A 25,746-nucleotide genomic window follows, 5' to 3' on the forward strand; every position below is an offset into this window, starting at 1 on the left:
TGATGAAGATGATGAGTCTGTGAAATAAAAACGTGCGAATTGACCTGTAGGCTGTCGGGACGGACAAACAGGAGGTCCCGCCCATGGCATTCGCCCATCGTTTTTCACCCGCCCAGGCCGTCCAGGTGTTGGCTTTGCTGGCGACGCTGGCCGGGGTGGTGACCTGGACGTCGTTGCTGCTGACGTCCGCCGAGTCCCACACCCCGACGATCGCGCCCCAGGCGCTGGCGGCTCGCAGCGACAACCCGGCGCGGCAATGGTTTTCCAACGTGCCGGCGCCGCTGGACGTCAAGGTCACCGGCGTCCTGGCGGGTGCCCGTGGCGCGGTGGCGATCCTCAGCCTCAACGACGGCCCGCCCCGTAGCTTTCTGTCGGGCGAACGGCTCAGCCCAGGGGTACGCCTGGCGGCCATTGAAGGGGATGGGGTGGTGATCGAGCGCGGCAGCGAAAAGGTCCGGGTGAATCTCGCCAAGCTGCCAGACGGTCCAGCCTTGCCAACGCTCACCCGGCAATAACCTCACTCACAGCGCTGCTTTCAGGGGCGGGCGCGCCAATAAGGTTTCCAGGCGCGCCAGAGGCGGTGCTTCGCGGGTGCTGTCCAACACCTGCACATTGACCCTGAACAGCCGGCCATCAGTGCTGGCAGTGATCACCTGTTCGCAGCGCAGCTTGAGTCGGCCTTGATCACACTCGAAGACTTTCTTGCCAGGGCTTAAACGGCCCTCAAGGCGTAACTCCGCCAGACGGCTCTGGGCCGCCAGCAAGGCCATCGACTTGTCCCGCAACAGCCCATTGCTCTGGGTCATCAAGCCTGCCACGCGCACGGCTGCGGCCATCGCCACGGCGATAATCGCCAGTGCCACCAACACTTCAATCAGGGTAAAGCCTTGCTCGTTGCGAGGGCCGCCCATGACGTGCTCCTGGCCGGGAAACAGCCCCGCAGACTAGCGCCGGAACTTTACCGATTGGTGACTAAAGCTCCCGAGGATTTTCAATACGACTGACATGTGTTCTTGCAACACTGCGCGGCGAAAAGCACTCAAGCCAAGGAATGTCGAGATGGATATCGCGCACTTCACGCCCCCATTGCCAGGCCCTCGCGGCCAGCGTGGCTTCACCTTGATCGAGATCATGGTGGTGGTGGTCATTCTCGGGATCCTGGCCGCGATGGTGGTACCCAAGGTGCTCGATCGGCCGGACCAGGCACGTGCTACGGCGGCCAAGCAAGACATTGGCGGGCTGATGCAGGCGTTGAAGCTTTACCGTCTCGACCATGGCAGTTATCCGACCATGAACCAGGGCCTGAAGGTGTTGGTGGAGCGTCCGGCGAATGCGAAAGACAGCAACTGGCGCGCCTACCTTGAACGCTTGCCCAACGACCCTTGGGGTCGGCCTTACCATTACCTCAACCCGGGCGCCAATGGTGAGATCGATGTGTTCTCCCTGGGTGCTGACGGCCAACCGGAAGGTGAGGGCGTGAATGCCGATATCGGTTCCTGGCAGCTTTGATGAACGTCCGTTCGCAGCGCGGCATGGCGATTATCAGCGCCTTGCTGATCGCCGCCGTGGTTGCGGTCATTGCGGGTGCCATGCTCACCCGGCAAACCGTCTTCACCCGTAGCCTGGAAGCCGAGCAACTGCGTATCCAGGGCCGCTGGGTGTTGCAGGGCGGGCTGGAGATCAGTCGCCAGATGCTCTGGGACGCGCGTCGACGGGATGTCTTGACCCGGCTTGACCAGCCTTGGGCCAGACCCATTGTCGGACCCTTGGCGGCGAATATGGGGGCGGCCTTCGAGGGGCACCTGGTCGATGAGCAAGGCAAGTTCAACCTGAGCAACCTGGTCACCCATCAACAGGCGGATATGGCCCAACTGCGAAGCTTCGAGCGCTTGTGCCAGTTGATCGGGGTCGATCCCGGCCTCAGTCAGCGCATCAGCCAGCGGGTGATCAGTTCCTATGATCAACGCTTGAGCAAACCGGGTTCCAGCGGCGCTGGCTTCAATAGCGGTCGAGAGACGTCTCCCGGGGCGGATGGCGACGTGCTGCCAGCCAAACGGCCGATGTTGCGCAGCCTGGACGACCTGGCCGATATCGACGGCCTGGGCCCGCGCCTGCTGCAACGGATGGCGTCGTATATCAGCGTGCTGCCCGGCAATACCTGGGTCAACGGCAATACCGCCAGTGCCGAAGTGCTCAGTGCCGTGGTACCGGGGCTCGATGTGTCCCGGGCGCGAGCGTTGGTGGCCGAACGTGACGGCGGGCGCTGGTTCATCAATCGCGGGGACTTCGTCAACCGCTTGCGCCTGCCGCAGGTGCCGATGGACGAGGTTCAGGTGGGGATTACCAGTGAATGGTTTCGCCTCCAGGGTCAGGCTCGGCATGAGCAGCGTCGGGTGACGATTGACGCGCTGCTGTATCGCTCCGAAGACCGGCAACCCCAGGTGATCTGGTCACGGGTGGGCGCATGAGTCGCCTGCGTATTGCCTTGCCGCCGCTGGATCAGTTAGACGTCGAAAGCCAGGTGCAATTCGTCCGGCTGGACCGCGCCGGACGCGTCACAGATGAGGGCCGCAGCAGCCTGGCGCAGCTGGGGCAGGCGCAGAAGAAGGCGGTGGCGGCCGAGTGTTTTCTGCACCCACGGGACAGCCAACTGGCCAGCCTGGAATTACCGCAGTTACCGGCCGCGAAAGTGGCGGCGGCGGTTGCCTGTGCGGCCCAGGCGTTGATTCTGGGACCGATCGAACAGATGCACGTCGCCCACGGTCCTCGGGAGACTAGCGGCCTGGTGCAGGTGGGCTGGCTGCCCCTGGCGGGCCTTGAGCAGTTGCATCGGGTCTTGACCCAGGCACAGTTGAACGTGCACGGCCTGTACCCGGCGCCGTATGCCTTGCCGGTACCTACTGCCGGTCAATTGAGCGTCGCGCTGGTCGATGAGCAGTTGTTGCTGCGCCACAGTCTGCAACAGGGCGCAGTGCACCCATTGGGGCCACAGGCGCTGGACGAGTTGCAGCGCAGCGGTGCTGACCTGCACCAGGTAGCAGAAGGCGCAACGCAGTTGAGTGGAACGCCGCCGACCTGGGGCCTGCATGGCCGGCTCAAGGCAGCGGATGCCGGTGCTGCCGGCTGGGGCAGGGCACTGGCCTTCAGTGCGTTGGCGCTGGCGGTCTGGACCCTGGGGCTGAACCTGTATGCCGCGCGCCAGGTCGATGAGGGGCAGCGACTCAAGGCGCAAATGAGTCAGCAGGTCAAACAGGCCTTCCCCGAACTGTCGATCATTCTCAACCCCTTGCAGCAGGCCCGCCAACAACTGGCCGCGCGTCAGAATGGCGCGGCCGGCGATCCCGGTCAGCGTTTCACCAGCCTGCTGCAACTGGCGGGCAGCAACATGCCGTTCATGGTGGGCAGCGTCGAAATCCTGGTCTTCGAGCAAGGCCGGCTGCATCTGAGCCTGCTGGCTGACAGTCGTAGCCCTGCCGTGGAGGGTGACTGGCAAGCGACGTTGGCCGAGGCCGGTTTCAGCGCCACGCGCGACGACCAGGGCTGGACCCTGATGCCGGCCAACGAACAGCTCGACGCCGATGAGTCTGCTGCAGACGACGAGGATGACGATGAATAACGCCGCGTATCGCGCTCGCTGGCAACATCTGCGCAGCCAGGGCCAGGTGTTCTGGAAGGGTCTGGCCTTGCGGGAAAAACGCTTGCTCACTGGCGCAGCCCTGGTGCTGGTCAGCCTGCTGTCGTGGCTGCTGCTGATCCAGCCACCGCTGAAGAAGCTTGATTACTGGCAAACTGAAACCCCGAAACTGCGGACCCAGGCCGAGACCTTGCAGGCGCTGTTACAGACCGCCACCCCAAACCCGCGCATCCTCGCCGGGCAAGACCTGGAGGCCGCCCTGCGCCAGGCCCTCGACGACGCCGGGCTCAAGGGACGCTATCAATTACAGGTCGCCGAAGACGCTGCCCCAGGCAGTTGGCGCCTGACCTTTCAAGAGGCCCCGGCTGAGGCTGTTGTGGGCTGGCTGCTGGACAATACCCGCGCATTTTCCCTGGACGTGTCCGAGGCCCGTTTGCAACGAGCAGGCACGGCCACCGCTGAAGACTCGGCCGGCACATTGTCCGGCACCGTTCGCATGGATCAGGCGCCTGGCGCTAAGGAAGCTTCATGAAGTGGTCTGTTTCCAACGCTGCGCGCTGCCGCACGGTCGCGCCCCTGTTGCTGCTGGCATTGGGTGCGTGCAGCACCGGCCAATCACCGACCCCCAAGCCCTTGCTGGTGGACAGTGAACTCGGCCAGCCTTTGGCCGATACCCGACGTAGCGGTGACACAACGCTCGACCATAAACCGACGGTCAGCCCACTGGAACAACGGCCTCGGGTGCTGCATCCGGTGACCAACAACGCCCGTGGCCATGCCGTCGCCCCCAGCAGGGCGGTGCCCAACCCCTTGGGTGATCAGCCGGTGCAATTGAACTTTGTCGACGCCGATATCCAGGCGGTGGTCCGGGCTTTGTCCCGTGCCACGGGTCAGCAATTTCTGGTGGACCCGCGGGTCAAGGGTAACTTGACCCTGGTCAGCGAAGGCCAGGTACCGGCGCACCAGGCCTACGACATGTTGCTGGCGGCGCTGCGCATGCAGGGCTTCAGCGTGGTGGACGTCGGCGGGGTCTCCCAGGTGGTGCCGGAGGCCGATGCCAAACTGTTGGGAGGGCCGATCTACGCGCCTGGCAGCCCGGGTGGCAATGGCATGCAGACCCGCACCTTTCGCCTGCAATACGAAAACGCAGTCAACCTGATCCCGGTACTGCGCCCGATTGTTTCGCCGAACAACCCGATCAACGCGTACCCCGGCAACAACAGCATCGTCATTACCGATTACGCCGAGAACCTGACACGGGTGGCGCAAATCATCGCCGGCATCGACACCCCGAGCGCCATCGACACCGATGTGGTGGCGGTGCAGAACGGCATTGCCGTGGACATCGCGGCGATGGTCTCTGAACTGTTGGAAAACCAGGGCGCCGACCAGACCCAGAAAATCAATGTGATCGGCGACCCGCGCTCCAATTCGATCATCATTCGTGCCGGCAGCCCGGAGCGCACGGAGTTGGCGCGTAACCTGATCTACAAACTGGACAATGCCCAGAGCAACCCGAGCAATATGCACGTGGTGTACCTGCGCAACGCCCAGGCCGGCAAGTTGGCTCAGTCCCTGCGCGGCTTGTTGACCGGTGAAAGCGAGAGTGGCACCGGCGACAACGGGCGCTCGAAACTGAGCAGCATGGGCGCTACCACGCAGGGCGGCCAGGGCGCTGCGCAAAACAGCAGCGGCACGCCCACCGGCAGTGGCAGTTCCTCAGGTTCAAGCGGCTATGGCCAAGGCGCGAGCGCTTCCAGCAGCCAGGGTGCAAGCCCTTCGGCAAGCGACCAGAACACCGCGTTCAGCGCCGGTGGCGTGACGATCCAGGCGGATGCCACCACCAACACCTTGCTGATCTCGGCGCCTGATCCGCTGTACCGCAACCTGCGGGAAGTCATCGACATGCTCGACCAGCGCCGGGCCCAGGTGGTGATCGAAAGCCTGATTGTGGAAGTGGGCGAGGACGATGCCAGCGAATTCGGCGTGCAGTGGCAGGCCGGTAATCTGGGCGGTAAGGGTGGCTTTGGCGGGGTCAACCTCGGTGGCAGTGGCCTTAATGGCTCGCCCAACAGCAAGACCAGCATCGACGTGCTGCCCAAGGGCCTGAACATTGGGCTGGTCAACGGTAGCGTCGACATTCCGGGGATCGGCAAGGTACTCGACCTCAAGGTCCTGGCCCGGGCGCTGAAGAGCAAGGGCGGCACCAATGTGTTGTCGACGCCGAACTTGCTGACCCTGGATAACGAAGCGGCGAGTATTTTTGTCGGGCAGACCATTCCGTTTGTCACCGGCAGCTATGTGACCGGCGGCGGCGGCACCAGCAATAACCCGTTCCAGACGGTGCAGCGCGAGGAGGTGGGGCTCAAGCTCAATGTGCGGCCGCAGATTTCCGAGGGCGGTACGGTCAAGCTGGATATCTACCAGGAGGTCAGCAGTGTCGATCCGCGGGCCTCGGTGGAGGCCGGGACGGTCACTAAAAAGCGCGCGATCGACACCAGTATCCTGCTGGATGACGGGCAGATCATGGTGCTGGGGGGGTTGTTGCAGGATGGCTATAGCCAGAGCAATGACGCGGTGCCGTGGTTGTCGGATATCCCCGGATTGGGTGCGTTGTTCCGGAATGAAAGCCGCAGTGTGACCAAGACCAACCTGATGGTGTTTTTGCGGCCTTACATCATTCGCGATGCGGCAGCGGGGCGCAGCGTGACGTTGAACCGCTATGAGTTTATGCGCCGGGCCCAAGGGCAATTGCAGCCGGAGCGCAGTTGGGCGATGCCGGATGTGCAGGCGCCGCAGTTGCCTTCGGTGGAGAAGGCGATCCCGGGGGCGACGCGGGCGGTGATCAGGGCGGTGCCGATTGAGGGGAGTGCGCGCCAGTGATGATGACTGAGTACTTCTGTGGGAGCTGTCGAGCCTTGGCGAGGCTGCGATGGCGGCCTGACAGCCGACCTTTATTTTTAGGCGGCGCACATATCCATTCTTGCGGTAACGGCGGCCTATGGTTCCGCCCTTACGGCGGGTCACTTTTGGCAAACGCCCCAAAAGTAACCAAAAAGTCTTGCCCCACCTATCGGCCCCTCGCTGGGGCTCCGGGTACCCTCACTCCGGCATTGCTCCGTGGGTCGCCGCGATGGGCCATCCTTGGCCCAGCGCGGCTAAACCGGCATCCCTGCCGGTTTACCCACTGCACAACGCCTGCGTTCGGCCTCTGGTTAATGGGGCCGGTAGATCAGGAGCAAGATCAAAAACCAAAGCCAAAGCCAAAGCCAAAGCCAAAGCCAAGCAAAAGCGAGATGAACGCGCTCCGCCAGGGAGTTATTTCATGAGCTTGCTCCCTTACGTCTGGGCCAAGTCCCAGCGCATCCTCCTGCGCCCGGGTGAGGAGGGCCCGTTGCTGACCATTTGCCCCTCGACCCCTGGCTGGTCCATCAACGAAGTCCAGCGCCAGTTCGGTCCAACTTCTCTGGAGCACGTGCGCGATGACGAACTCGACGGCCTGCTGGCCAGCGCCTACGCCGACACCGGCAGCGCCGCCGCCGTGGTGGGCGCCGCTGAGAACGAAGTCGACCTCGACCGCTTGATGCAAGACATGCCGGAAATCACCGACTTGCTGGACACCCAGGACGGCGCGCCGGTGATTCGCATGATCAACGCCTTGCTCACCCAGGCCGCCCGCGACGAAGCCAGTGACATCCACATCGAGCCCTATGAAAGTCACTCAGTGGTGCGCTACCGCGTCGACGGCACCCTGCGTGATGTGGTGTCGCCCCGCAAGGCGTTGCATGGCGCGTTGGTGTCGCGGATCAAGATCATGGCCCAGCTCGACATCGCCGAGAAACGTCTGCCCCAGGACGGTCGCATCGCCCTGAGGGTCGCGGGGCGGCCCATTGATATTCGGGTGTCGACGGTACCCACCGGCCATGGCGAACGGGTGGTGATGCGGCTGCTGGACAAGCAGGCCGGGCGCCTGCAACTGGAAACCCTGGGCATGGAAGCGCAACTGTTGGCCAGGCTCGATACGCTGATCCGCCAACCCCACGGCATCGTGCTGGTGACCGGGCCTACGGGCAGCGGCAAGACCACCAGTTTGTACGCCGCCCTCGCGCGGCTGGATGCCAGCACCAGCAATATCCTCACTGTAGAAGACCCGGTGGAATACGACTTGCCGGGTATCAGCCAGATTCAGGTCAACGCCAAGATCGACATGACGTTCGCCCTGGCCTTGCGGGCGATTTTGCGTCAGGACCCGGACATCATCATGATCGGTGAAATTCGTGATCTGGAAACCGCACAAATCGCCGTGCAGGCCTCGCTGACCGGGCACTTGGTGCTCGCCACCCTGCACACCAATGACGCGGTGTCGGCGGTCAACCGGTTGATCGACATGGGTGTCGAACCCTTTCTGTTGGCCTCATCCCTGCTCGGCGTATTGGCCCAGCGCCTGGTGCGCCGCCTGTGCCCGCACTGTAAGGAAGAGGACCCAGCAAACCCCGGCACCTGGCGTCCGGTGGGTTGTGCTCACTGCAACCAGATCGGCTACAGCGGTCGAACAGGCATCCACGAGTTGTTCTGTATTGACGATGACCTGCGTGGCCTGATCCACCAAGGCGCCGGTGAGCAGGACCTGCGGGCCGCCGCGCGACGGGCGGGGATGTTGAGCATGCGTGAGGACGGCGAGCGCTGGGTGCGCAGCGGCGCCACCGCACCTGAAGAAATCCTGCGTGTGACACGGGACGCCTGATGAATCGCTACCGCTATGAAGCCGCCGATGCCACCGGCAAACTTGAATCCGGCCACCTGGAAGCCGACAGCCAGAGCGGCGCATTTGCCAACCTGCGCAGCCGGGGCTTGACCGCCTTGCTGGTACAGGTTGAGGACAACCACCCCACGGCCCATGCGGGTGGATTGTTCAGTGCCAAGCTATCGGACAATGACCTGGCGTGGGCCACTCGCCAACTGGCCAGTCTGCTGGGGGCCAGCCTGCCGTTGGAGGCGGCCCTCAGTGCCACGGTGGAACAGGCCGAGCGCAAGCACATCGCCCAGATCCTCAGTGGCGTGCGCGCCGATGTACGCAGCGGCATGCGCCTGGCCGACGCCTTGGCAGCGCGGCCTCGGGATTTTCCGTCGATCTACCGCGCGCTGATCGCGGCGGGGGAAGAGTCCGGCGACCTGGCCCAGGTCATGGAGCGCCTGGCGGACTATATCGAGGAGCGCAACAATTTGCGGGGCAAGATCCTCACCGCGTTCATCTATCCGGGGGTGGTCGGGCTGGTGTCCATCGGCATCGTGATTTTCCTGCTGAGCTACGTGGTGCCGCAGGTGGTCAGCGCCTTTTCCCAGGCGCGCCAGGACCTGCCCGGGCTGACTCTGGCGATGCTCAATGCCAGCGATTTTATCCGCGCCTGGGGCTGGTTGTGTTTTGCCGTGCTGGTGGGCGGCTTCTGGAGTTGGCGCCTGTACTTGCGCAACCCGGTGGCGCGCTTGAACTGGCACAGTCGCGTCCTGCGGTTGCCGCTGATTGGGCGTTTTGTACTGGGCCTCAACACCGCACGGTTTGCCTCCACGCTGGCGATTCTCGGTGGCGCCGGGGTACCGCTGCTGCGGGCGCTGGAAGCGGCACGCCAGACCTTGTCCAACGACCGCCTGAGCCAGTGCGTCAGCGACGCCACGGCCAAGGTTCGCGAAGGCGTCAACCTGGCACCGGCCCTGGCGGTGGAGAAAGTGTTCCCGCCGGTGCTTATCCACCTGATCGCCAGCGGCGAAAAGACCGGCTCCCTGCCGCCGATGCTTGAGCGTGCCGCGCAAACCCTGTCCCGGGACATCGAGCGGCGGGCGATGGGCATGACGGCGTTGCTCGAGCCCTTGATGATCGTGGTGATGGGCGCGGTGGTGCTGGTGATCGTCATGGCGGTGTTGTTGCCGATCATCGAGATCAATCAGTTGGTCACCTAAGACCAGCCCTGCCAATCCTGTAGCCGCTGCCGAGGTACAGAGCCGGGCACCCGACCGCCATTACCGGCAAGCTCGGGTTCCCCGTTCTGTCATCTGCCGACCCCGCAGGTACTGCCCGTGCGCGTTCCAGCGCAGCCTTCTCGAATCGCCGTGAAACCTCACTGTCACCTGAGCCGAAACCGTCCGCTTTTGTTGCCGAAACACCCGAGAATCTTTTTAAAAATCAATGGTTTTCTCCCGAGGTTTTTTCCTTTAGCTGTCATCGGAAACTGCGAACTTCTTCGCCATGGCCTCACCTTCAAGTCACCCCTGATCCAGGCTTGGGACCGGAGCGCCATAGCGTCATGCAAGAGCCATCTACTCAACGTACGAACACGACGAAAGGAGCATCTTCATGTTTAAGCGCAATGTTCTCGCGGTATCCATGACCCTCGCTGCCCTGTGCACCGCCCAGGCTGCCATGGCTGACATCAACGGTGGCGGCGCAACCCTGCCACAACCGCTGTACCAGACTGCCGGTGTGTTGACTGCCGGTTTTGCCCAGTACATCGGTGTGGGCAGCGGTAAAGGCAAACTGGCTTTCCTGAACAACGACTACAGCCAGTTCGGGACCGGCACCAAGAACGTACACTGGGCAGGTAGCGACTCCAAGCTGAACGCTAATGAACTGGCTAGCTACGCCAGTAATCACGGTGCAGCCTGGGGCCCACTGATCCAGGTACCTTCGGTGGCCACTTCAGTTGCCATTCCGTTCAACAAGGCTGCTGTTGCACCTGATCCAGGTGTCGACCTCAGTGTTGATCAATTGTGTGGCGTGTTCTCTGGTCGTTTGACCACATGGAATCAGATCTCTAACTCGGGCCGCACCGGTGCTATCACCGTGGTTTACCGTGATGAGGCCAGTGGCACCACGGAGTTGTTCACCCGTTTCCTGAACGCCAAGTGCACCAACGAAGCGGCTGGTAAATTTGCTGTCACCACCAACTTCGCGTCCAGCTACCCAGGTGGCTTGCCTGCGAACGCTGTAGCCGCTACCACCAGCCAGGGTGTGATGAACGCGCTGAACGCTGGCGAGGGCCGCATTACTTACATGAGCCCGGACTACGCGGCGTCTACTCTGGCCGGTCTGGATGACGCGACCAAGGTCGCCAAGGTTGCCGGTGTTTCACCAGCACCTGCTAACGTGTCGGCAGCAATCGCCGCCGTTGACGTGCCTGCCGCTGCCAACCGCTCCAACCCGAATGCTTGGGTCCCTGTGTTCGCCGCAGCTGCCAACCCCGATGATCCAAGCGTAGTGGTCTACCCAGACAGTGGCTACCCAATCCTCGGCTTCACCAACCTGGTGTTCAGCCAGTGCTACGCCGACGCCACCCAGAGCACTCAAGTACGTGCTTTCTTCACGCGTCACTACGGCAACTTGGTCAACAACGATACGGCCATCAACAACAACCGCTTCGTACCACTGCCAACCAACTGGAAAAAAGCGGTACGTGACACCTTCCTCACCGCTTCCAGCGGTCAGAGCATCGGCAACACCAGCGTCTGCAACGCCATCGGCCGTCCGCTGTAATTCGGGCTTTCGACGCTAGGTAACACCCGATCAGCAACGGCCTGTGCCGTTGCTGATTTTTTTTGCCAGGGGGGTGCCCTCTGATGTGCATAGGTATCTACACATTTCTTGAGTTCCCTGAAAAACCTGTAGCCGCTGCCGAGGCACGAGGCTGCGATGGGTAGCGAAGCGCCCCCTCGAGGGCAGTCCTGCGGCCCGCATCGCAGCCTCGTGCCTCGGCAGCGGCTACAGAAAGTCAGGCCCCTGCGCAACTGTGTAGATAACACCACGAAAGGAGTTTGCTCATGTTCAAGTGCAACGTTCTCGCGGTTTCCATAAGCCTCGCCGCCCTGTGTGCGGCCCAGGCGGCAATGGCCGACATCAACGGTGGCGGGTCGACCCTGCCGCAACCGCTGTATCAGACTGCCGGTGTATTGACTGCCGGTTTTGCCCCTTACATCGGTGTGGGCAGCGGCAAAGGCAAATTGGCGTTCCTGAACAACGATTACAGCCAGTTTGTGCCGGGCGTCATCAACAAAAATGTGCATTGGGCCGCCAGTGATTCCAAGTTGACGGCGGCTGAACTGAGTACCTATCGGGCTAATCATGGCGAGGCCTGGGGGCCATTGATTCAGGTCCCGGCGGCAGCCACCTCGATCGCCATTCCCTTCAATAAGGCCGGCGCTGCAGCGGTCGACTTGAGCATCAACGCGTTGTGTGGGGTGTTCTCCGGGCGTTTGACCCAATGGGATCAGATCCCCTCATCGGGCCGCACCGGTAACCTGACGGTGGTTTACCCGGCGCAGAGCAGTGGTACCACCGAGCTGTTTACGCGTGTATTGAACGCCAAGTGCAATGAAACCGGACGCTTTTCTGTCACGACGAACTTCGCTGCCAGCTACTCCGGCGGCTTGCCGGTGGGGGCTGTGGGTGCCATCACCAGCCAAGGCGTGATGGATGCCATGAATGCCGCCGATGGCCGTATCACGTTCATGAGCCCGGCCTATGCCGCGTCTACCTTGGCGGGCCTGGATGACGCCACCAAAGTGGCCCGGGTCGCGGGTGTATCGCCTGCGCCTGCCAACATCGCCGCCGCGATTGCAACGGTTGCGCCGCCTGCGGTCTCTGACCGCTTGAACCCGAATGCCTGGGTGCCGGTGTTCGCAGCCACGTCCAATCCGTTAGACCCAAGCGTTGTGCCTTACCCAAGCAGCGGCTACCCAATCCTCGGTTTCACTAACCTGATCTTCAGCCAGTGCTACGCCGACGCGACCGAGACGGCGCAGGTGCGCGCCTTCTTCGCCCGTCATTACGGTGCGCTGGTCAGCAATAACGTGGCGATCAACAACAATCGGCTGGTGCCGCTGCCGGTGTACTGGAAAAACGCGGTGCGTGAAACGTTCATCACCGCCGCCAGTGGCTTGAGCATCGGTAACCCGAACGTCTGCACCGGGCTGGGTCGCCCTCTGTAACCCCTTGAACGGCAACGGCCCGGGTCGTTGCCGTTTGCATTCACTGGGTGTCGCTATCAGTCGCATATGAATTTTCCATGACAGAAGTTCAGTCGCGCCCCTCGCCAACGGCCTAACTCCCATACGTGACGCGCGTCTTCGGCAATGACAAAGAAGGATGAGTCCAGATGGTCCGCTGCAAACCAACGGTAAATGTGAATGCCCAGGGCCCTGGCGGCCAGACGATCCTGCGCCTCAAGCCGCTGGCCCATGCCATTGCCTTGTTGCTGGTAGCGGGCAGCGCCCAGGGCGCCACGGCGTTCAGTTCCGGTTGGTTCGCGGCCAAAGGTGCCTCTCAGGCGGCGACGGCTGCGCGTCCCGGCGCCCAAATGCCGGGCATGCCGCCACCGTTGTCCCAGCAGACACGGGTCAATCAGCAGTTGCAGCGCTCCTTGAGCACCCTCAATACCAGCGTCGCCGCCATTGCTGCCCAGCAGGCGGCCCAGGCGGCGGGGCGGCAGGCTGCGTTGGGGCAGATCTCGAACATTCCCGACGGCCTCGGCAAGGGCGGGCTGCAGGTGGACAACAGCCTGACCCAGGGCTGGACCAACGCCAAAAGCCCGGTGCAGAACCAGGCGGGTGGCAAAACCACAGTGGCCATCGAGCAGACCGCCGACAAGGCGATCCTCAACTGGGAGACCTTCAACGTCGGGCGCAACACCACCGTCGACTTCCAGCAGCAGTCGAACTGGGCCGCGCTGAACCGGGTCAATGACCCCAACGCCCGGCCGAGTGAGATCCAGGGCCAGATCAAGGGCGCTGGCACCGTGATGATCATGAACCGCAACGGTGTGGTCTTCAGTGGCACCAGCCAAGTCAACGTGCGCAATCTGGTGGCCGCTGCCGCGACCATCACTGATGAGCAGTTCACTCAGCGCGGGATCTACGTGGACGCCAGCGGTACCCAACCGACGTTCACCGAGGCGGCAGGCAAGGTTGAAGTGCAGCGCGGGGCGTTGATCCAGACCCACAACCCGGCTACGTCCACCGACGCCGGTGGCTACACGTTGCTGCTGGGCTCGGAGGTGGAAAACGCCGGTACGATCATCACTGCCAAGGGCCAGACCACCCTGGCGGCCGGTGACAGTTTCTACATCCGCCGGGGTGTCGGCACGGGAGGCAATGACCGTTCCACCACCCGTGGCAATGAAGTGGCGACCAGCCTCAAGGCTGGCAGCAGCGCCGGCAAGGTCAGTAACAGCGGCCTGATCATGGCCTCCACCGGCGATATCACCCTCACCGGGCATCAGGTGCAGCAAAACGGCGTGGCGCTGGCCAGCACGTCGGTGGACACCCGTGGCACTGTCCACTTGCTCAACTCCGCCGGCGACAAAACCGGCAGTGTGACGCTGGGAGAGGGCAGTACCACGGCGATCCTGCTGGACAGCGGCACCAGCACCGCCCTCAACAGCCAGCGGGATAACGGCTTGGTCAAGCTCGACGGCTTGTCGGTCAACCTGATCACCGGGCAATTCAACAACCTGAGCAGCCTCGCCGACCGCACCGATCAATCCCGGGTGGAAATCGTCAGCGGCGGCACGGTGGACTTCCAGAAAGGCTCGATCACCTTGGCCACTGGCGGCCAGGTGGCGGTCACGGCCGGCCAGCGCAGCCTGGTGCGTGACGGCGCGATGATCGATGTGTCCGGCGCCGTCGGCGTCAAGGTGGCGATGGAATCCAACAACATCAAGATCAACGTCCAGGGCAATGAGCAGCGCGATGCCTCGGTTAACCGCGAAGGCGGCAAGTTGATCAACAACGATGTCTGGGTCGACCTGCGGGAGTTGGTGTTCGTCCCGGCAGGCACCAATGGCTACGCCACGGACCGTTGGTACACCGCCGGCGGCCTGTTGGAAGTGGGCGGCTATCTGGGCACCCAAGGTCATTCGGTAGGCGAGTGGATGGCCCAGGGCGGCACGCTGACCTTTACCGGCAAGGAGCTGGTGACCCAGGCGGGCGCGCAGCTCAACCTGTCGGGCGGTACCGTGGATGTGCAGGGAGGGTATATCCAGCAAAGCTGGCTCAAGGGGCCCGATGGGCGCCTCTATGAGCTGTCGAAAGCGCCGGGGGACATTCTCTACACCGGCTTCTACAAAGGGTTTGAAGACACCAGTGCACGCTGGGGGCGCACCGATCTTTACTACAACCCGTTGATCGCTTCGCAACGTCGATACGAGGCCGGTTACACCGTGGGTCGCGACGCTGGCAAGTTGGTGGTCGGCACCTCCAGCGCTGTTCTGGAAGGCCAGTTGATCAGCGATGTATTCCAGGGCGATCGCCAAACCCAGGCACCGAATATCAACCTCGATGGCTATCAGCAGTCGCAGAAAACCATGGCCCAGCGTGCGCAGTTGATCATTGGCCAGTACACGCCGATCTTCAACAAAAGCACCGGCACCCTGCGTTACGGCCTGACCCCGGCCATGGATCAGGTGCTGATCGAAGGCAATACACAAAAAATCGCCGAGGGGCTGGACCTCACTAGCGCACTGCCGAGTGAGCGTCAGGGCAAATTGGTGCTCGACAGTGATCAACTCAACGGTTTCCAGTTGGGAGCGATCAAGGTCGGGGCCAGGCAGCAGATTGAAGTTAATGGTGTACTCAACGTGGCTGCCGGCGGCGATATCACCTTGTACGGGCCACAGGTCAAGCTCAACGCCAACCTGACCGCCAAGGGTGGCAGCATCAATGCCGGGAACGTGCTCAATCAGGTCAACCTCAACAGCAACAATGTCGTCGGGGATGTGATCCTGGCGGGCCAGGGACGGGTCGACGTGGCCACCGGGGTCAAGCTGGATGCCTCCGGACGCTGGAACAATCTCGCGCTGGAACCCCAGGTTACCGAGGGCGTTGCCTATGCCAACGGTGGCAAGGTATCGCTGCGCAGTACCGGTGACGTGAAACTGGCGTCCGGGAGCCTGGTGGATACGTCATCGGGGGCAACCATCGGACTGGATGGCAAGGTCAGCGGCGGCAAGGGCGGCAGCGTGACCCTGGGGGCGTTTGGTGCCCTTGAGCTGGGCGGTGAGATCCGTGGTTATGGCGTCAGCGGTGGTGGCACCTTGGCCTTGCAGGCTCGCAAGGTGTTGATCGGCGATGGCGCACGGGACGCCGGCACCCTGCAACTGGCCGGGGACTTTTTCAATAAAGGCTTTTCGGCCTATGACATCACCGGCAATGAAGGGCTGATTGTCGCTGACGGTACCCAGGTCGATGTCACCACGCCGGTCTATCGCGTGGGCGAGCAGGGGACGACCACGCCGAGTGGCAGTGATCTGGCCAGTGTCATGGAGCGTTGGACCCCAGAGTTGTATCAGCAGGATGCGCTCAAGAGTGTGCTGACCCAGCGTCGTGGCGCCGGGTTGACCTTGACCGCCGGCCGCCAGGAATCCACCGCCGCGCAACTGGCGACCACCGCCCTGACGGTGGGCCAGGGTGCGGTCATCAACGTTGATCCAGGCCAGGCAATCAACTTGCGCAGCGTCGGCCAATTGACCCTGGACGGTACGCTAAATGCCTGGGGTGGCAGCGTCAGCCTGGGCGGCCTGGCTACGCCGCCACAGACGCTGGAGCAGGCCAATGCCATCGGCCATGGCCGCTCCATTTGGGTCGGTGAACACGCCTTGATTGACGCCACGGCCCGGGCCGCGACGGCCGTCGACAACCGTGGGCGCAATTACGGCCTGGTGCGTGATGGCGGCAAGATAACGGTAGGCGGCACTATCGACTTGGCCACCGGCATTGCCAAGGCCAGTGACGTGTTTGTGGTGGTGCGCGAGGGCGCGCGGTTGGAGGCCTCGGGCACTCAAGCTTTACTGAATATTCCCGGGCAGGGCGCGGTCGGGGTAAACAGTAACGGTGGCAGCATCAGCCTGGCCTCCAATAATGGTTTGTATCTGGACGGCAGTTTTATCGCCAGGGCGGGTGGTGCCGGCGCGGCGGGAGGGAGCCTCACCGTAGCGTTGGAGAGTCCGAACTACGACAGATTTGTTGCCACGGATAGGGTACTCAAAGGCCGTGAATTGCACCTTGGCCAGACTCATCAAGCCCAAAACCTGGCGGCTACCGCCGAGCAGGCGGCCGGCAGTCTGGAATACGGGCATGGTCGCCTGGGGGTGGATCAAGTCAGCTCGGGTGGCTTTGACAATCTTGCGCTCATGAGCAACGGCCTGATGAGCTTTGATGGCGATGTTTCATTGAGCATGGGTCAGAGCTTGCGTCTATTCAGCGCTGCCTACAGCCTCAGTGAAAGCGCCGATGCCCATTCCCGGGTCAACCTGTCGGCACCGTATCTGTTGCTGGGTGGCATGAACACGCCTGGGCTGGATCCGTACGTGCGTCCGGTGATCCTTCTGCCCAAGCCGTCCTTGCGGGCAACCGAGGCGCAGTTCACTGCCGGCGGTAACTTTATCGATGTGCGTGGCAGTGTGTTGTTTGGCAGCAACGGTAGCCTGAGGCAGGCAGACAGCAGTCTGGTGGGGGTTGAACGTCGCGGTTTTGATCAGGTGAACCTCACCAGCCAGGGCGATTTGCGCTTCCTGGCGGGAACCAACGCGAATGAAGTGGCCACCGGCATCAGTACCCAGTTGTTGACTCAAGGTGACATGACGTTGCGCGCGGCGCAGTTGTATCCAGGCACCGAAGCCAGTGCGCGAGTGATCGCCGGTTACCAGAGCGAACTCAACAGCGCCAACATGACGTTTTCCCCCACGCGCACGCTGACCATTGGCCGTATCGGGGATGTTGACGTAGCGGTGCCCTATTCAGCGTTTGGTCGATTGCAACTGGGCGCCGCGACGGTTCGCCAAGGCGGTGTGGTTCGAGCGCCTCTGGGGTTGATCAGTATGGGCAACATGGGGAGCAACCTGGTCCAGTTGTTGCCTGGCAGTTTGACATCGGTGAGTGGCAAGGGCCTGGTACTGCCTTACGGCGGCACGGTCGATGGGCAGGTCTATCAATACAACGGTCAGACGGTGAGGTTTCTCGGCCAGGGGGCCGTTGTCGGTAACGAGTTGAGTGTCGGGGTGATTCTGGGTGGCAAGTCGATCGCGGTACTGCCGGATGCCACCCTGGACCTCTCCGGTGGCGGCGAGTTGTTGGGGGCCGGGTTCATTTCCGGGCGGGGTGGTTCTACCGATGCGCGCTACAACCCCTTGGTGCAATTCGGGGCCAATAGCGGTTTTGTGTTACCGGGCCTGGCCACTAACCCGGTGTACGCGATTGTGCCGGGTGCGCAGCCCACTGCGGCCCCACTGGCGCCGGAAGGCGGGGCGGTCGCACCGCTGATGGGCCAGCAGGTCACCATCGGCGCGGGTGTACCGGGGTTGCCGGCCGGCACCTACACCTTGATGCCGTCCACCTATGCACTGATGCCTGGGGCGTTTCGCGTCGAGATCAATGGCCTGGCCGGGGAGGGCAGTGACCCGGCTACCCGTCTGATGCGCAATGGTTCCTGGTCTACCGCTGGGCACTTGTCGATCGCTGACACCGGGATCAGCAAGAGTACGGCAAGTCAGTTGATCCTGACTTCGGCCGACACCCTGCGCCGTTACTCTCAATACAACGAAACCGGCTATGCCCAGTTCGCTCGCGCCGATGCGGCCAGGCTCGGCGTGCCACGCCCTATGGTGGAGGTGGATGCCAAGACCTTGAAGTTGGCGCTGCACCCCGGCAGCGGCGCTGAGGCGTTTTCGTTCCAGGGGATTGGGCACTTCGACGCGGCGGACGGTGGTTACGGCGGTGCTGTGGCCGTACGGAATATGAGCGATAGCGGTCTCGAAGTGGTGAAGGCCGGCCAGCCGGCGAGCCATTCGTTCAGTGGCGTGACCCTGAACGCTGAAAGCCTCAACGCACTGGGTGCTTCGCGCCTGATACTGGGCGGCCTGACGCTTGTGGAATACGGCCAGTCAGGCAATTACATTACCTTTGCCGGTAACGTGAACACTCCCAGGGGCAGCATCATTCTGCGCGAAGGCGCGACGCTGGCGGCCCCAGAAGTCCTTCTGGCCAGTAATTCCGGCGAGATTCTTCTGGAGCAAGGCGCATCCATCAACACCTTGGGGCGTGGCAAGGCCAGTTACGATGCCCGGGACGGGTTTACCTACCAGGTCGCGAACATGCTGGCGGTTTCCAATGGCGTGCTCAATGTGCTCAGCACGTCACAAGGCCAGGAGGTCAGTGACGGTATCAGGCTCGGTGTCTGCGCCAGCGCTGTGTGCAGTGGGCAGACCGCACTGTATTCCGAAGGCAGTGTCGTGGCCTTGACCGACAGCACCTTCCAGCTGGGTGATCAGGTGCGTTACGGTACCCGGCACCTCAACCTGGGGGTGAACAGCATCAACCTCGGCAGCGCCGAGGCCTTGGCTGCTGTAGCGGGTAGTCGCTTGCCGGCCGGGCTGACCCTCACTCAACCGCTGCTCGATCGTTTGCTACGCGGTGACACCCAGCTCGGTGCACCTGCCCTCGAGACCCTGCAACTCTCGGCCCGTGACAGCGTCAATTTCTACGCCAGCACCACACTGGATACCTATGACCCGGTGACTGGAAAATCGTTGCTGGACAACCTGATGCTCTCGACACCGGCAATTTATGGCTTGGGAGGCGTCGATGATGTGGCAACCCTCCACACGGCCAACTTGATCTGGTTGGGTGCGACAACACCCCCAGGCGCCGTGGTGGCCGGCGGTGCTGGTACTGGTAGCGGGCGCCTGGATATCAACGCCGAGCGTATTGAATTCGGTTACGGCGCCTTTGCCCAGCCAAGCACCACCAAGACTTTTGACCGCCTGGCCCTGGGCTTTGCCAACGTCAACCTCAACGCCAGCGAACGTATTACCGCCAACCACAAGGGCAGCCTGTCGGTCTATCAGAGTCAGGGGGCTTATGACCCGATCAAGGGCTTCCAGTACAACGGGGGCAATCTCTCCATCCTCACGCCGTTGATGACCGGTGAAGGGGGCTCGGTAAATCGCCTCACAGCGGGCGGTGCGATTGATGTCGGCGCCTCGGCGGGTCCGCGTGGCATGGCTAACGGCCAAGGCGCCGAGTTGTCGCTTCAAGGCGACAGCATTCGTCTGGCCAGTGCGGTGGTATTGCCCAGTGGCAAGGTCAGCCTTGGCGCCCGTGGCGACGTGGTGCTGACCGACTCGGCGCTGATCGACGTCGCCGGTCGTGCCATCGCGTTCAACGATGTGACCCGGTATGGCTGGGGCGGCGAGGTGCTGTTGGACAGCCGCAACGGCAACATCCTCCAGGCGGCGGGTTCGACCATTGACCTGTCGGCCAAACACAACCAGGCCGGCAAGCTGCGGGCCGTGGCGCTGGACGCGGCGGGTGGTGTTGTCGACCTGCAAGGCAAGATCCTGGGCAGCAGCACTGGCTATTACGATGCTGGCGGCACCTTGATGCCTTATCAGGCCGGTACGGTGGAGATCCAGGCGCAGCGCCTGGCGGACAGCGGTTCCCTGGACCAACAGTTTGCGTCCCTCAACCAGCGCTTGAACGAAGGCCAGGTATTCGGTGCGCGCAGCTTCCAGCTCAAGCAGGGTGACCTGACCATCGGCAATGGCCTCAAGGCTGGCGCTATCAGCGTTTCGGTGGACAACGGTAGCTTGCGGGTCAACGGGGTGGTGGATGCCAGTGGCGAGCGGGTCGGTAGCATCAACCTGGCCGGCAAGCATGGCCTGACCCTGGATAGCGGTGCGGTGCTGGATGCCCATGGCAGCAAACTGCGGGTCGACAGTTACGGCAAGATCATTGATTCGCCAAACCGGGCCATGGTGGTCCTGGGTTCCGGCAACGGCTTGCTGACATTGGCCGAGGGCACGCGTATTGACCTGCGCCATGGCACGCAAACCCCGTCAGGTAACGATGGTCGTAATCGCGGCACCCTGGAGTTGAACGCGCCACGGCTGATCAATACCGACGGTACCAGCAACGACATCGCCATTGATGCCCGTGGCCGCCTGGATATCCTGGGCGCCCGATCGATCAACCTCAACGGCATGGTCAGCTATGACGACGCGGTGGAGAAAACCGATCCGACTGCCAGCGGGCGGCCGTATCAGGTGATCGACCAGGCGTACCTGGATGGCAAGCATGCCTTGAGCACAGCCTTCATCAACGCGGCGCTGCTCAACAACAACCTGCTGCAGAACAAGCTCGCCGGTTTGAATAACCCGACCTATGCCGATGTGTTCCACCTGCGTCCTGGTGTGGAAATCGTCAGCAAGACCCCGGACGGTGATCTGGTGGTGCAAGGCGACGTTGACCTTTCTGGTTATCGCTACGCCAGTCTTAACCCCCATAGTCAGAAAACCTCGGTTTACGGCTCGGGTGAGTCCGGTAGCCTGACCTTGCGTGCCGGTGGCGACTTGAACATCTACGGCAGCATCAACGACGGTTTTGCACCACCTCCGGTGACGGTGGATGACAAAGGTTGGGTGTTGTTGCCAGGGACCGACTTCACCGGCGGCGATATTGTCGTGCCCGGTAACGGCGTGACCTTGGCCGATGGTACGGCCTTCCCAGCGGGCACCGTGTTGAACTACGACTTACCGATCAAGGGGATGACCTTGATCGCCGGTACTCGTTTGCCGGTGCGTGCAACCCTGGCTCAGAATCTGGTATTGCCGGCCGGCACGGTGCTCGCGGCGGCGGTACGGGATGCTTCCGGGAATGTGTTGTGGGCGGCTGGTACGTTGTTGGGCCAGGCGCAAACACTGGTGGCCGGCTCACAGTTGGACGCAGGGAGCCTGTTGACCCAAGGCACGTCGCTCAAGGCCATGACCTGGCCCAAAGGGGTTCCATTGCCCTTCGTGTCCGCACCCGCGAGGCCTGCTGACAATATTGTCTCCCTTAACGGCAATATACCGCTGCCACGGGGGGCGTTGATTCCTTCTGGTACCAATATCAAGCTGCCGGACGGGGTGGAGTCGGTGCAGTTGCGCCCGGAAGTGGCTGGCCGTCAGGGTAAGCTCTGGGCCATTTCGCCGATGCTGGCCGAAGGTTCGCAATCCTGGTCGTTGCGGTTAGTGGCGGGCGCCGATACTGAAGCGGCAGACAGCCGCATTTTGCAGGCACATCCGCGCAGCGGCGACTTGCACTTGGCGGACAGTCACTACGGCATGTTTGCCAAGAAACTGCCCCCGCAAGGTGTTCAGGTATGGAGCGCGCAGGCAGTCCTCGAGCTCGGTCCGGATGGCGAGGGGCTGGATATCAAAGAAGGTGAACCGATTGACCAGGCATTGCTTGATGACTTGAACCAGGGAAAGATCGAGGACTTTTGTGGCACATTCCCGCAGTACTGTGCGACCAAGACCCAGTATGTCTGGACCAATGATGCAGTGGACGAACTGGGAGTCGAGGCTGGAACAGTGATCACCGACGCGTTCATCAAGGGGCTGGGTATTCCAGGTATGGAAACGGTCGAGGACGTATGTACTCAGGTACCGTCTTTTTGCCTGGCCCAGGGGGATACGAAGTACGAGGCAACGCCATCAAGTGCGCGCTTCAGTGTGATCCGTACCGGCACAGGTGACCTTGATCTGCTCAGCGCCGGTAACCTGAGCATGGATTCGCTGTACGGCGTCTATACCGCAGGGACCTCTTCCACGGCCACTTACAAGGGAGACCCTTATAACCAGCCCAAGGTCCTCGGGGCGGACAAGACTGTGCTGAACGATCCGGGCAGCTACTTCGAGCAGTTCGTCAACGGTTCCGCCGACAGCCTGTATCGGGCCTGGTACCCGGAGGCGGGCGGTAACCTCACCTTGAACGTCGGTGGCAACCTGACGGGAAATATCATTGGCAGTGCCACGAGTTCCTTGCGACCCAATCCCCAGGACCGAGGTACTGATTCGGCAGGCGTCGACAACTGGTTGTGGCGTCAGGGCAGCGGTACAGTGAATACCGGTGGGCAAGCCCAGCCTACGGCCTGGTGGGTCAACTTTGGCAGTTACACTGCTGATGGTGGCGCGGTCGACAAGTTGGTCGGTTTTACCGGTTTTGGCACCTTGGGTGGTGGGGACCTGGATGTGCGGGTAGGGGGGGACGCCGGGCTGCTTCAGCGTATGGCTGGCAACACCCTGCTGTCCTCCGTCAATCCGCGCAGTCAGGGGCTTGTGTTGGCAGTCGGCAGCACTGGTCGGGTTGCCAATGATGGCAGCAGCCTGCAGCTAACGGGCGGTGGCGATCTACGAGTCCGTATCGGTGGCGCCTTGAACCCTGGTAACAACCCTGGTGCCGACGATCAGAACGGCATGCTGGTGGATATACGCGGCAATGCCCAATTGTTCGGCACCACCACGGGCAGTATTGAACTGACCTACGGCAGTGTGGTAAGTGCGCATAGCCCCGGTGAAACCCGGGCGTTCGATTCGTTGCAGGCCACCCGTGGCCGGGCGGGAGGTGGCATGACCCTGGTGCCGGGCGATGCCACCTTCAGCCTGGCGACCTTGGGCGACCTGGTCGTGCATGACGTGATCGACCCGGGCCGCGTCGTGCTGGCCAACAAATCATCCTTCACCCGTGGTGCAGAACAGGGAACCGGCGAAAGTTGGTTCTCATTGTGGACCGGGCACACGGCCATTGATGTATTTTCCGCCGGGGGCAATTTGGCCCCGAACGTCAGCGGCAGAGCGTCCGATCTGGCGATTGTCTACCCCTCGATTGTACGGGCGACGGCAGCCAGTGGCAGTCTTTACTACGGCAAGGCTGTCGCGATAGATACTAATGACGTTAATTACAGCAGCCCCCTGTTGTTGGCCCCGGGCTCCAACAGTGAATTGCAGTTCTTGGCGCATGACTCGATTTACGCGGGTGGTATGTTTGTCACGCCATCGGCGGCCGACCCCGGGATCATGGCCACACCTTGGCAGACGGCGTTTGTCGGCAGGATAGGCGGGCAGATTGTCACCGGTGGCAGCAACCTTTCGACTAACGGTAGTTCGTCGAACTCCAATCCACTGCCATTGTTTGTCTTTGGATCCGCCACCGCATCGGCAGCCTCGAATATCTCAACGCAACCGTCGCGCTTCTATGCCTTGACCGGAGATCTGCTGGGGGTCAGCAGTGGGCGGATCATATCCTTTAGTCCTAACCCTGGAGATTTGCATGCGGGACAGACTTGGTATGAAGGTGGTGGGCCAGTATGGATGATGGCCGGGCGGGATATTGTTAGCAGCGGTAGTCGCTTTAATACGGCTGCCAGCCCCGAATACATCCAATCGACGGGCAACCTGTTCATCCACAACAACCCCAACGATATCTCCATCGTTTCCGCCGGGCGGGACATTCTCTACAGCAACTTCCAGGTGGCCGGGCCCGGTGCATTGGAGGTGACGGCTGGCGGCAACATCCTGATGTCCGGGCGTCCGGTTTCCAGTGGCGGCGAAGTCAGCATTACCAGCCTTGGCCCTGTGATGTCGGGTGACAACCGCCCCGGTGCGAGCATTGTCATGCAAGCCGGTGCTGGCCCCAACGGCCCGGACTACCGTCGCTTCGTTGAGGCCTACCTCGATCCGTCCAACCAGCTGGTGGCTGGCGAACCGCTGACCTTGCAAGGCCAGAAAGTCGCCAAGACCTACGAAAAAGAACTGGCCACCTGGCTGGCCGAGCGCTTCGGGTTTGTCGGCGACACCGACCAGGCCCGTGCCTATTACGCGGCGCTGCCGGCCGAGCAACAACGGGTGTTTGCCCGCGACCTGTACTTCGCCGAACTCAAGGCTGCCGGCCGCGAGTACAACCAGAACGGCGGCGTGCGCCAGGGCAGTTACGTGCGCGGCCGGGCGGCGATTGCCGCGCTGTTCCCGGACAAGGACGTGGCCGGTAACCCGATTACCTACAAAGGCGATATCACGATGTTCGGCGGATCGGGTGTGCACACCGATTTCGGTGGCTCGATCCAGATGCTCACGCCGGGTGGCGGTCAGACCTTCGGTATCGAAGGTGCTGCACCGCCGTCGACGGCGGGGGTAATCACCCAGGGCGCCGGAGATATTCAGCTGTATTCCATGGGCAGCATCCTGCTGGGCCAGAGCCGGATCATGACCACCTTTGGCGGGTCGATCATGGGCTGGTCGGCCGAGGGTGACATCAACGCTGGCCGGGGCTCCAAGACCACCGTGGTGTATACGCCGCCCCGGCGGATCTATGACAACTGGGGCAACGTCAGCCTGTCGCCATCGGTGCCGAGTACCGGTGCGGGGATTGCCACGCTTAACCCGATTCCTGAGGTGCCGGCGGGGGATATCGACCTGATCGCGCCGTTGGGCACCATCGATGCGGGGGAGGCGGGGATTCGGGTGTCGGGCAATATCAACATTGCGGCGTTGCGGGTGGTGAACGCGGCGAATATCCAGACCCAGGGCAAGTCGTCCGGGGTGCCGGTGTCGGCGGCGGTGAATACCGGGGCGATGACGTCGGCCAGTGCGGCGGGGGCGGCGGCGTCCCAGGCGGCGGAGGATGCGGCGCGTAATCAGCAGGCGGCGGCGCGTCAGGGCAGGGCGTCGATTGTCACGGTTGAGGTGTTGGGGTTTGGGACGGAGCCGGTGCGGCGTGGGCCGGATTCGGCTTCGACGTCACCGGTGTATAACCCGGACAGTCCGGTGCAGGTGCTTGGGGCTGGGCCATTGAGTGACCAGGCGCGGGCGCAGTTGACGGATGAGGAGCGGCGGCAGATTAGTTTGTAGGGTTTTCAGGGACCTCTCGTTGTATTTGGGGCGATCAGTGATCGCCCATTTTTTTGGGTGGGGGTAGGGTACATATCCGTTGCTGCGGTCACGGCGGCTATTGGTTCCGCTCTTACAGCGGGTCACTTTTGAAAAGAGCCCAAAAGTAACCAAAAGGCTCTTGCCCCACCACTTGGCACCTCGCTAGTGCTCGGTGTGCCCTCACTCCGGCATTACTCCGTGGGCCGCCGCGACGGGCCATCCATGGCCCAACGCGGCTAAACCGGCGTCCTGCCGGTTTACCCACTCCGTAATACCTGCGTTCGGCCATCGTGGTTTAACGGGGCGCCTAAGATCAAAATCAAAAGCACGGCGGCCTGAAAGCCGACCTGAGTGGTAGAAGCAAAGGCAAGGCCCAGCAAGGGCCAG

Annotated in this window: 12 protein-coding genes; 11 read left to right on the forward strand and 1 reads right to left on the reverse strand. The window is 62.4% G+C overall.

Going from position 1 to position 25,746, the window contains the following annotated elements; translation table 11 throughout:
* Positions 1–83: 83 nt before the first annotated feature.
* On the forward strand, positions 84–515 hold the full coding sequence (locus GNF76_RS05770; protein ID WP_155582212.1) for a type II secretion system protein N: 432 nt from the start codon (positions 84–86) through the stop codon (positions 513–515).
* A gap of 6 nt (positions 516–521) precedes the next feature.
* Here the strand turns inward: GNF76_RS05770 and gspI are convergent, their stop codons facing one another.
* On the reverse strand, positions 522–911 hold the full coding sequence (gene gspI, locus GNF76_RS05775; RefSeq protein ID WP_155582213.1) for a type II secretion system minor pseudopilin GspI: 390 nt from the start codon (positions 909–911) through the stop codon (positions 522–524).
* A gap of 148 nt (positions 912–1,059) precedes the next feature.
* Between gspI and gspG the strand changes: the two genes are divergently transcribed.
* The 10 genes from gspG (at position 1,060) to GNF76_RS05825 (ending at position 25,338) form a co-directional block, all read left to right on the forward strand.
* Positions 1,060–1,509 carry a type II secretion system major pseudopilin GspG gene (gene gspG / locus GNF76_RS05780; RefSeq protein ID WP_155582214.1) on the forward strand — a complete coding sequence of 150 codons (450 nt, stop codon included), beginning with the start codon at positions 1,060–1,062 and terminating at the stop codon, positions 1,507–1,509.
* Positions 1,509–2,468 (forward strand): type II secretion system minor pseudopilin GspK, encoded by a 960-nt coding sequence (gene gspK / locus GNF76_RS05785; protein WP_246211868.1) that lies wholly within the window; start codon positions 1,509–1,511, stop codon positions 2,466–2,468. The genes gspG and gspK overlap by 1 nt, the downstream gene beginning before the upstream one ends.
* Entirely contained in the window at positions 2,465–3,616 is a 1,152-nt protein-coding gene (gspL, locus tag GNF76_RS05790) for a type II secretion system protein GspL (RefSeq protein ID WP_155582215.1), read from the forward strand. The genes gspK and gspL overlap by 4 nt, the downstream gene beginning before the upstream one ends.
* Positions 3,609–4,166 (forward strand): type II secretion system protein GspM, encoded by a 558-nt coding sequence (gene gspM, locus GNF76_RS05795; protein ID WP_155582216.1) that lies wholly within the window; start codon positions 3,609–3,611, stop codon positions 4,164–4,166. Before gspL ends, gspM begins: the two co-directional genes overlap by 8 nt.
* Positions 4,163–6,517, forward strand: a complete 2,355-nt coding sequence (gene gspD / locus GNF76_RS05800) for a type II secretion system secretin GspD (RefSeq protein ID WP_155582217.1) — start codon at positions 4,163–4,165, stop codon at positions 6,515–6,517. The genes gspM and gspD overlap by 4 nt, the downstream gene beginning before the upstream one ends.
* A 442-nt stretch (positions 6,518–6,959) precedes the next feature.
* Positions 6,960–8,378: a type II secretion system ATPase GspE gene (gene gspE, locus GNF76_RS05805; protein ID WP_155582218.1), complete on the forward strand. Its 1,419-nt coding sequence runs from the start codon at positions 6,960–6,962 to the stop codon at positions 8,376–8,378.
* Positions 8,378–9,589, forward strand: coding sequence for a type II secretion system inner membrane protein GspF (gene gspF, locus GNF76_RS05810; RefSeq protein ID WP_155582219.1), 1,212 nt, complete (start codon positions 8,378–8,380; stop codon positions 9,587–9,589). Before gspE ends, gspF begins: the two co-directional genes overlap by 1 nt.
* Positions 9,590–9,983: 394 nt before the next feature.
* Complete coding sequence (locus GNF76_RS05815; RefSeq protein WP_155582220.1) at positions 9,984–11,159, forward strand: substrate-binding domain-containing protein; 1,176 nt, start codon at positions 9,984–9,986, stop codon at positions 11,157–11,159.
* A 284-nt stretch (positions 11,160–11,443) separates the two neighbouring features.
* Positions 11,444–12,610: a substrate-binding domain-containing protein gene (locus GNF76_RS05820; RefSeq protein WP_155582221.1), complete on the forward strand. Its 1,167-nt coding sequence runs from the start codon at positions 11,444–11,446 to the stop codon at positions 12,608–12,610.
* Positions 12,611–12,777: 167 nt separating this feature from the next.
* Positions 12,778–25,338: a filamentous hemagglutinin family protein gene (locus GNF76_RS05825; protein WP_155582222.1), complete on the forward strand. Its 12,561-nt coding sequence runs from the start codon at positions 12,778–12,780 to the stop codon at positions 25,336–25,338.
* Positions 25,339–25,746 lie beyond the last annotated feature (408 nt).

The sequence above is a fragment of the Pseudomonas spelaei genome (genome assembly GCF_009724245.1).
In the GTDB taxonomy this organism is placed as follows: Bacteria; Pseudomonadota; Gammaproteobacteria; order Pseudomonadales; family Pseudomonadaceae; genus Aquipseudomonas; species Aquipseudomonas spelaei.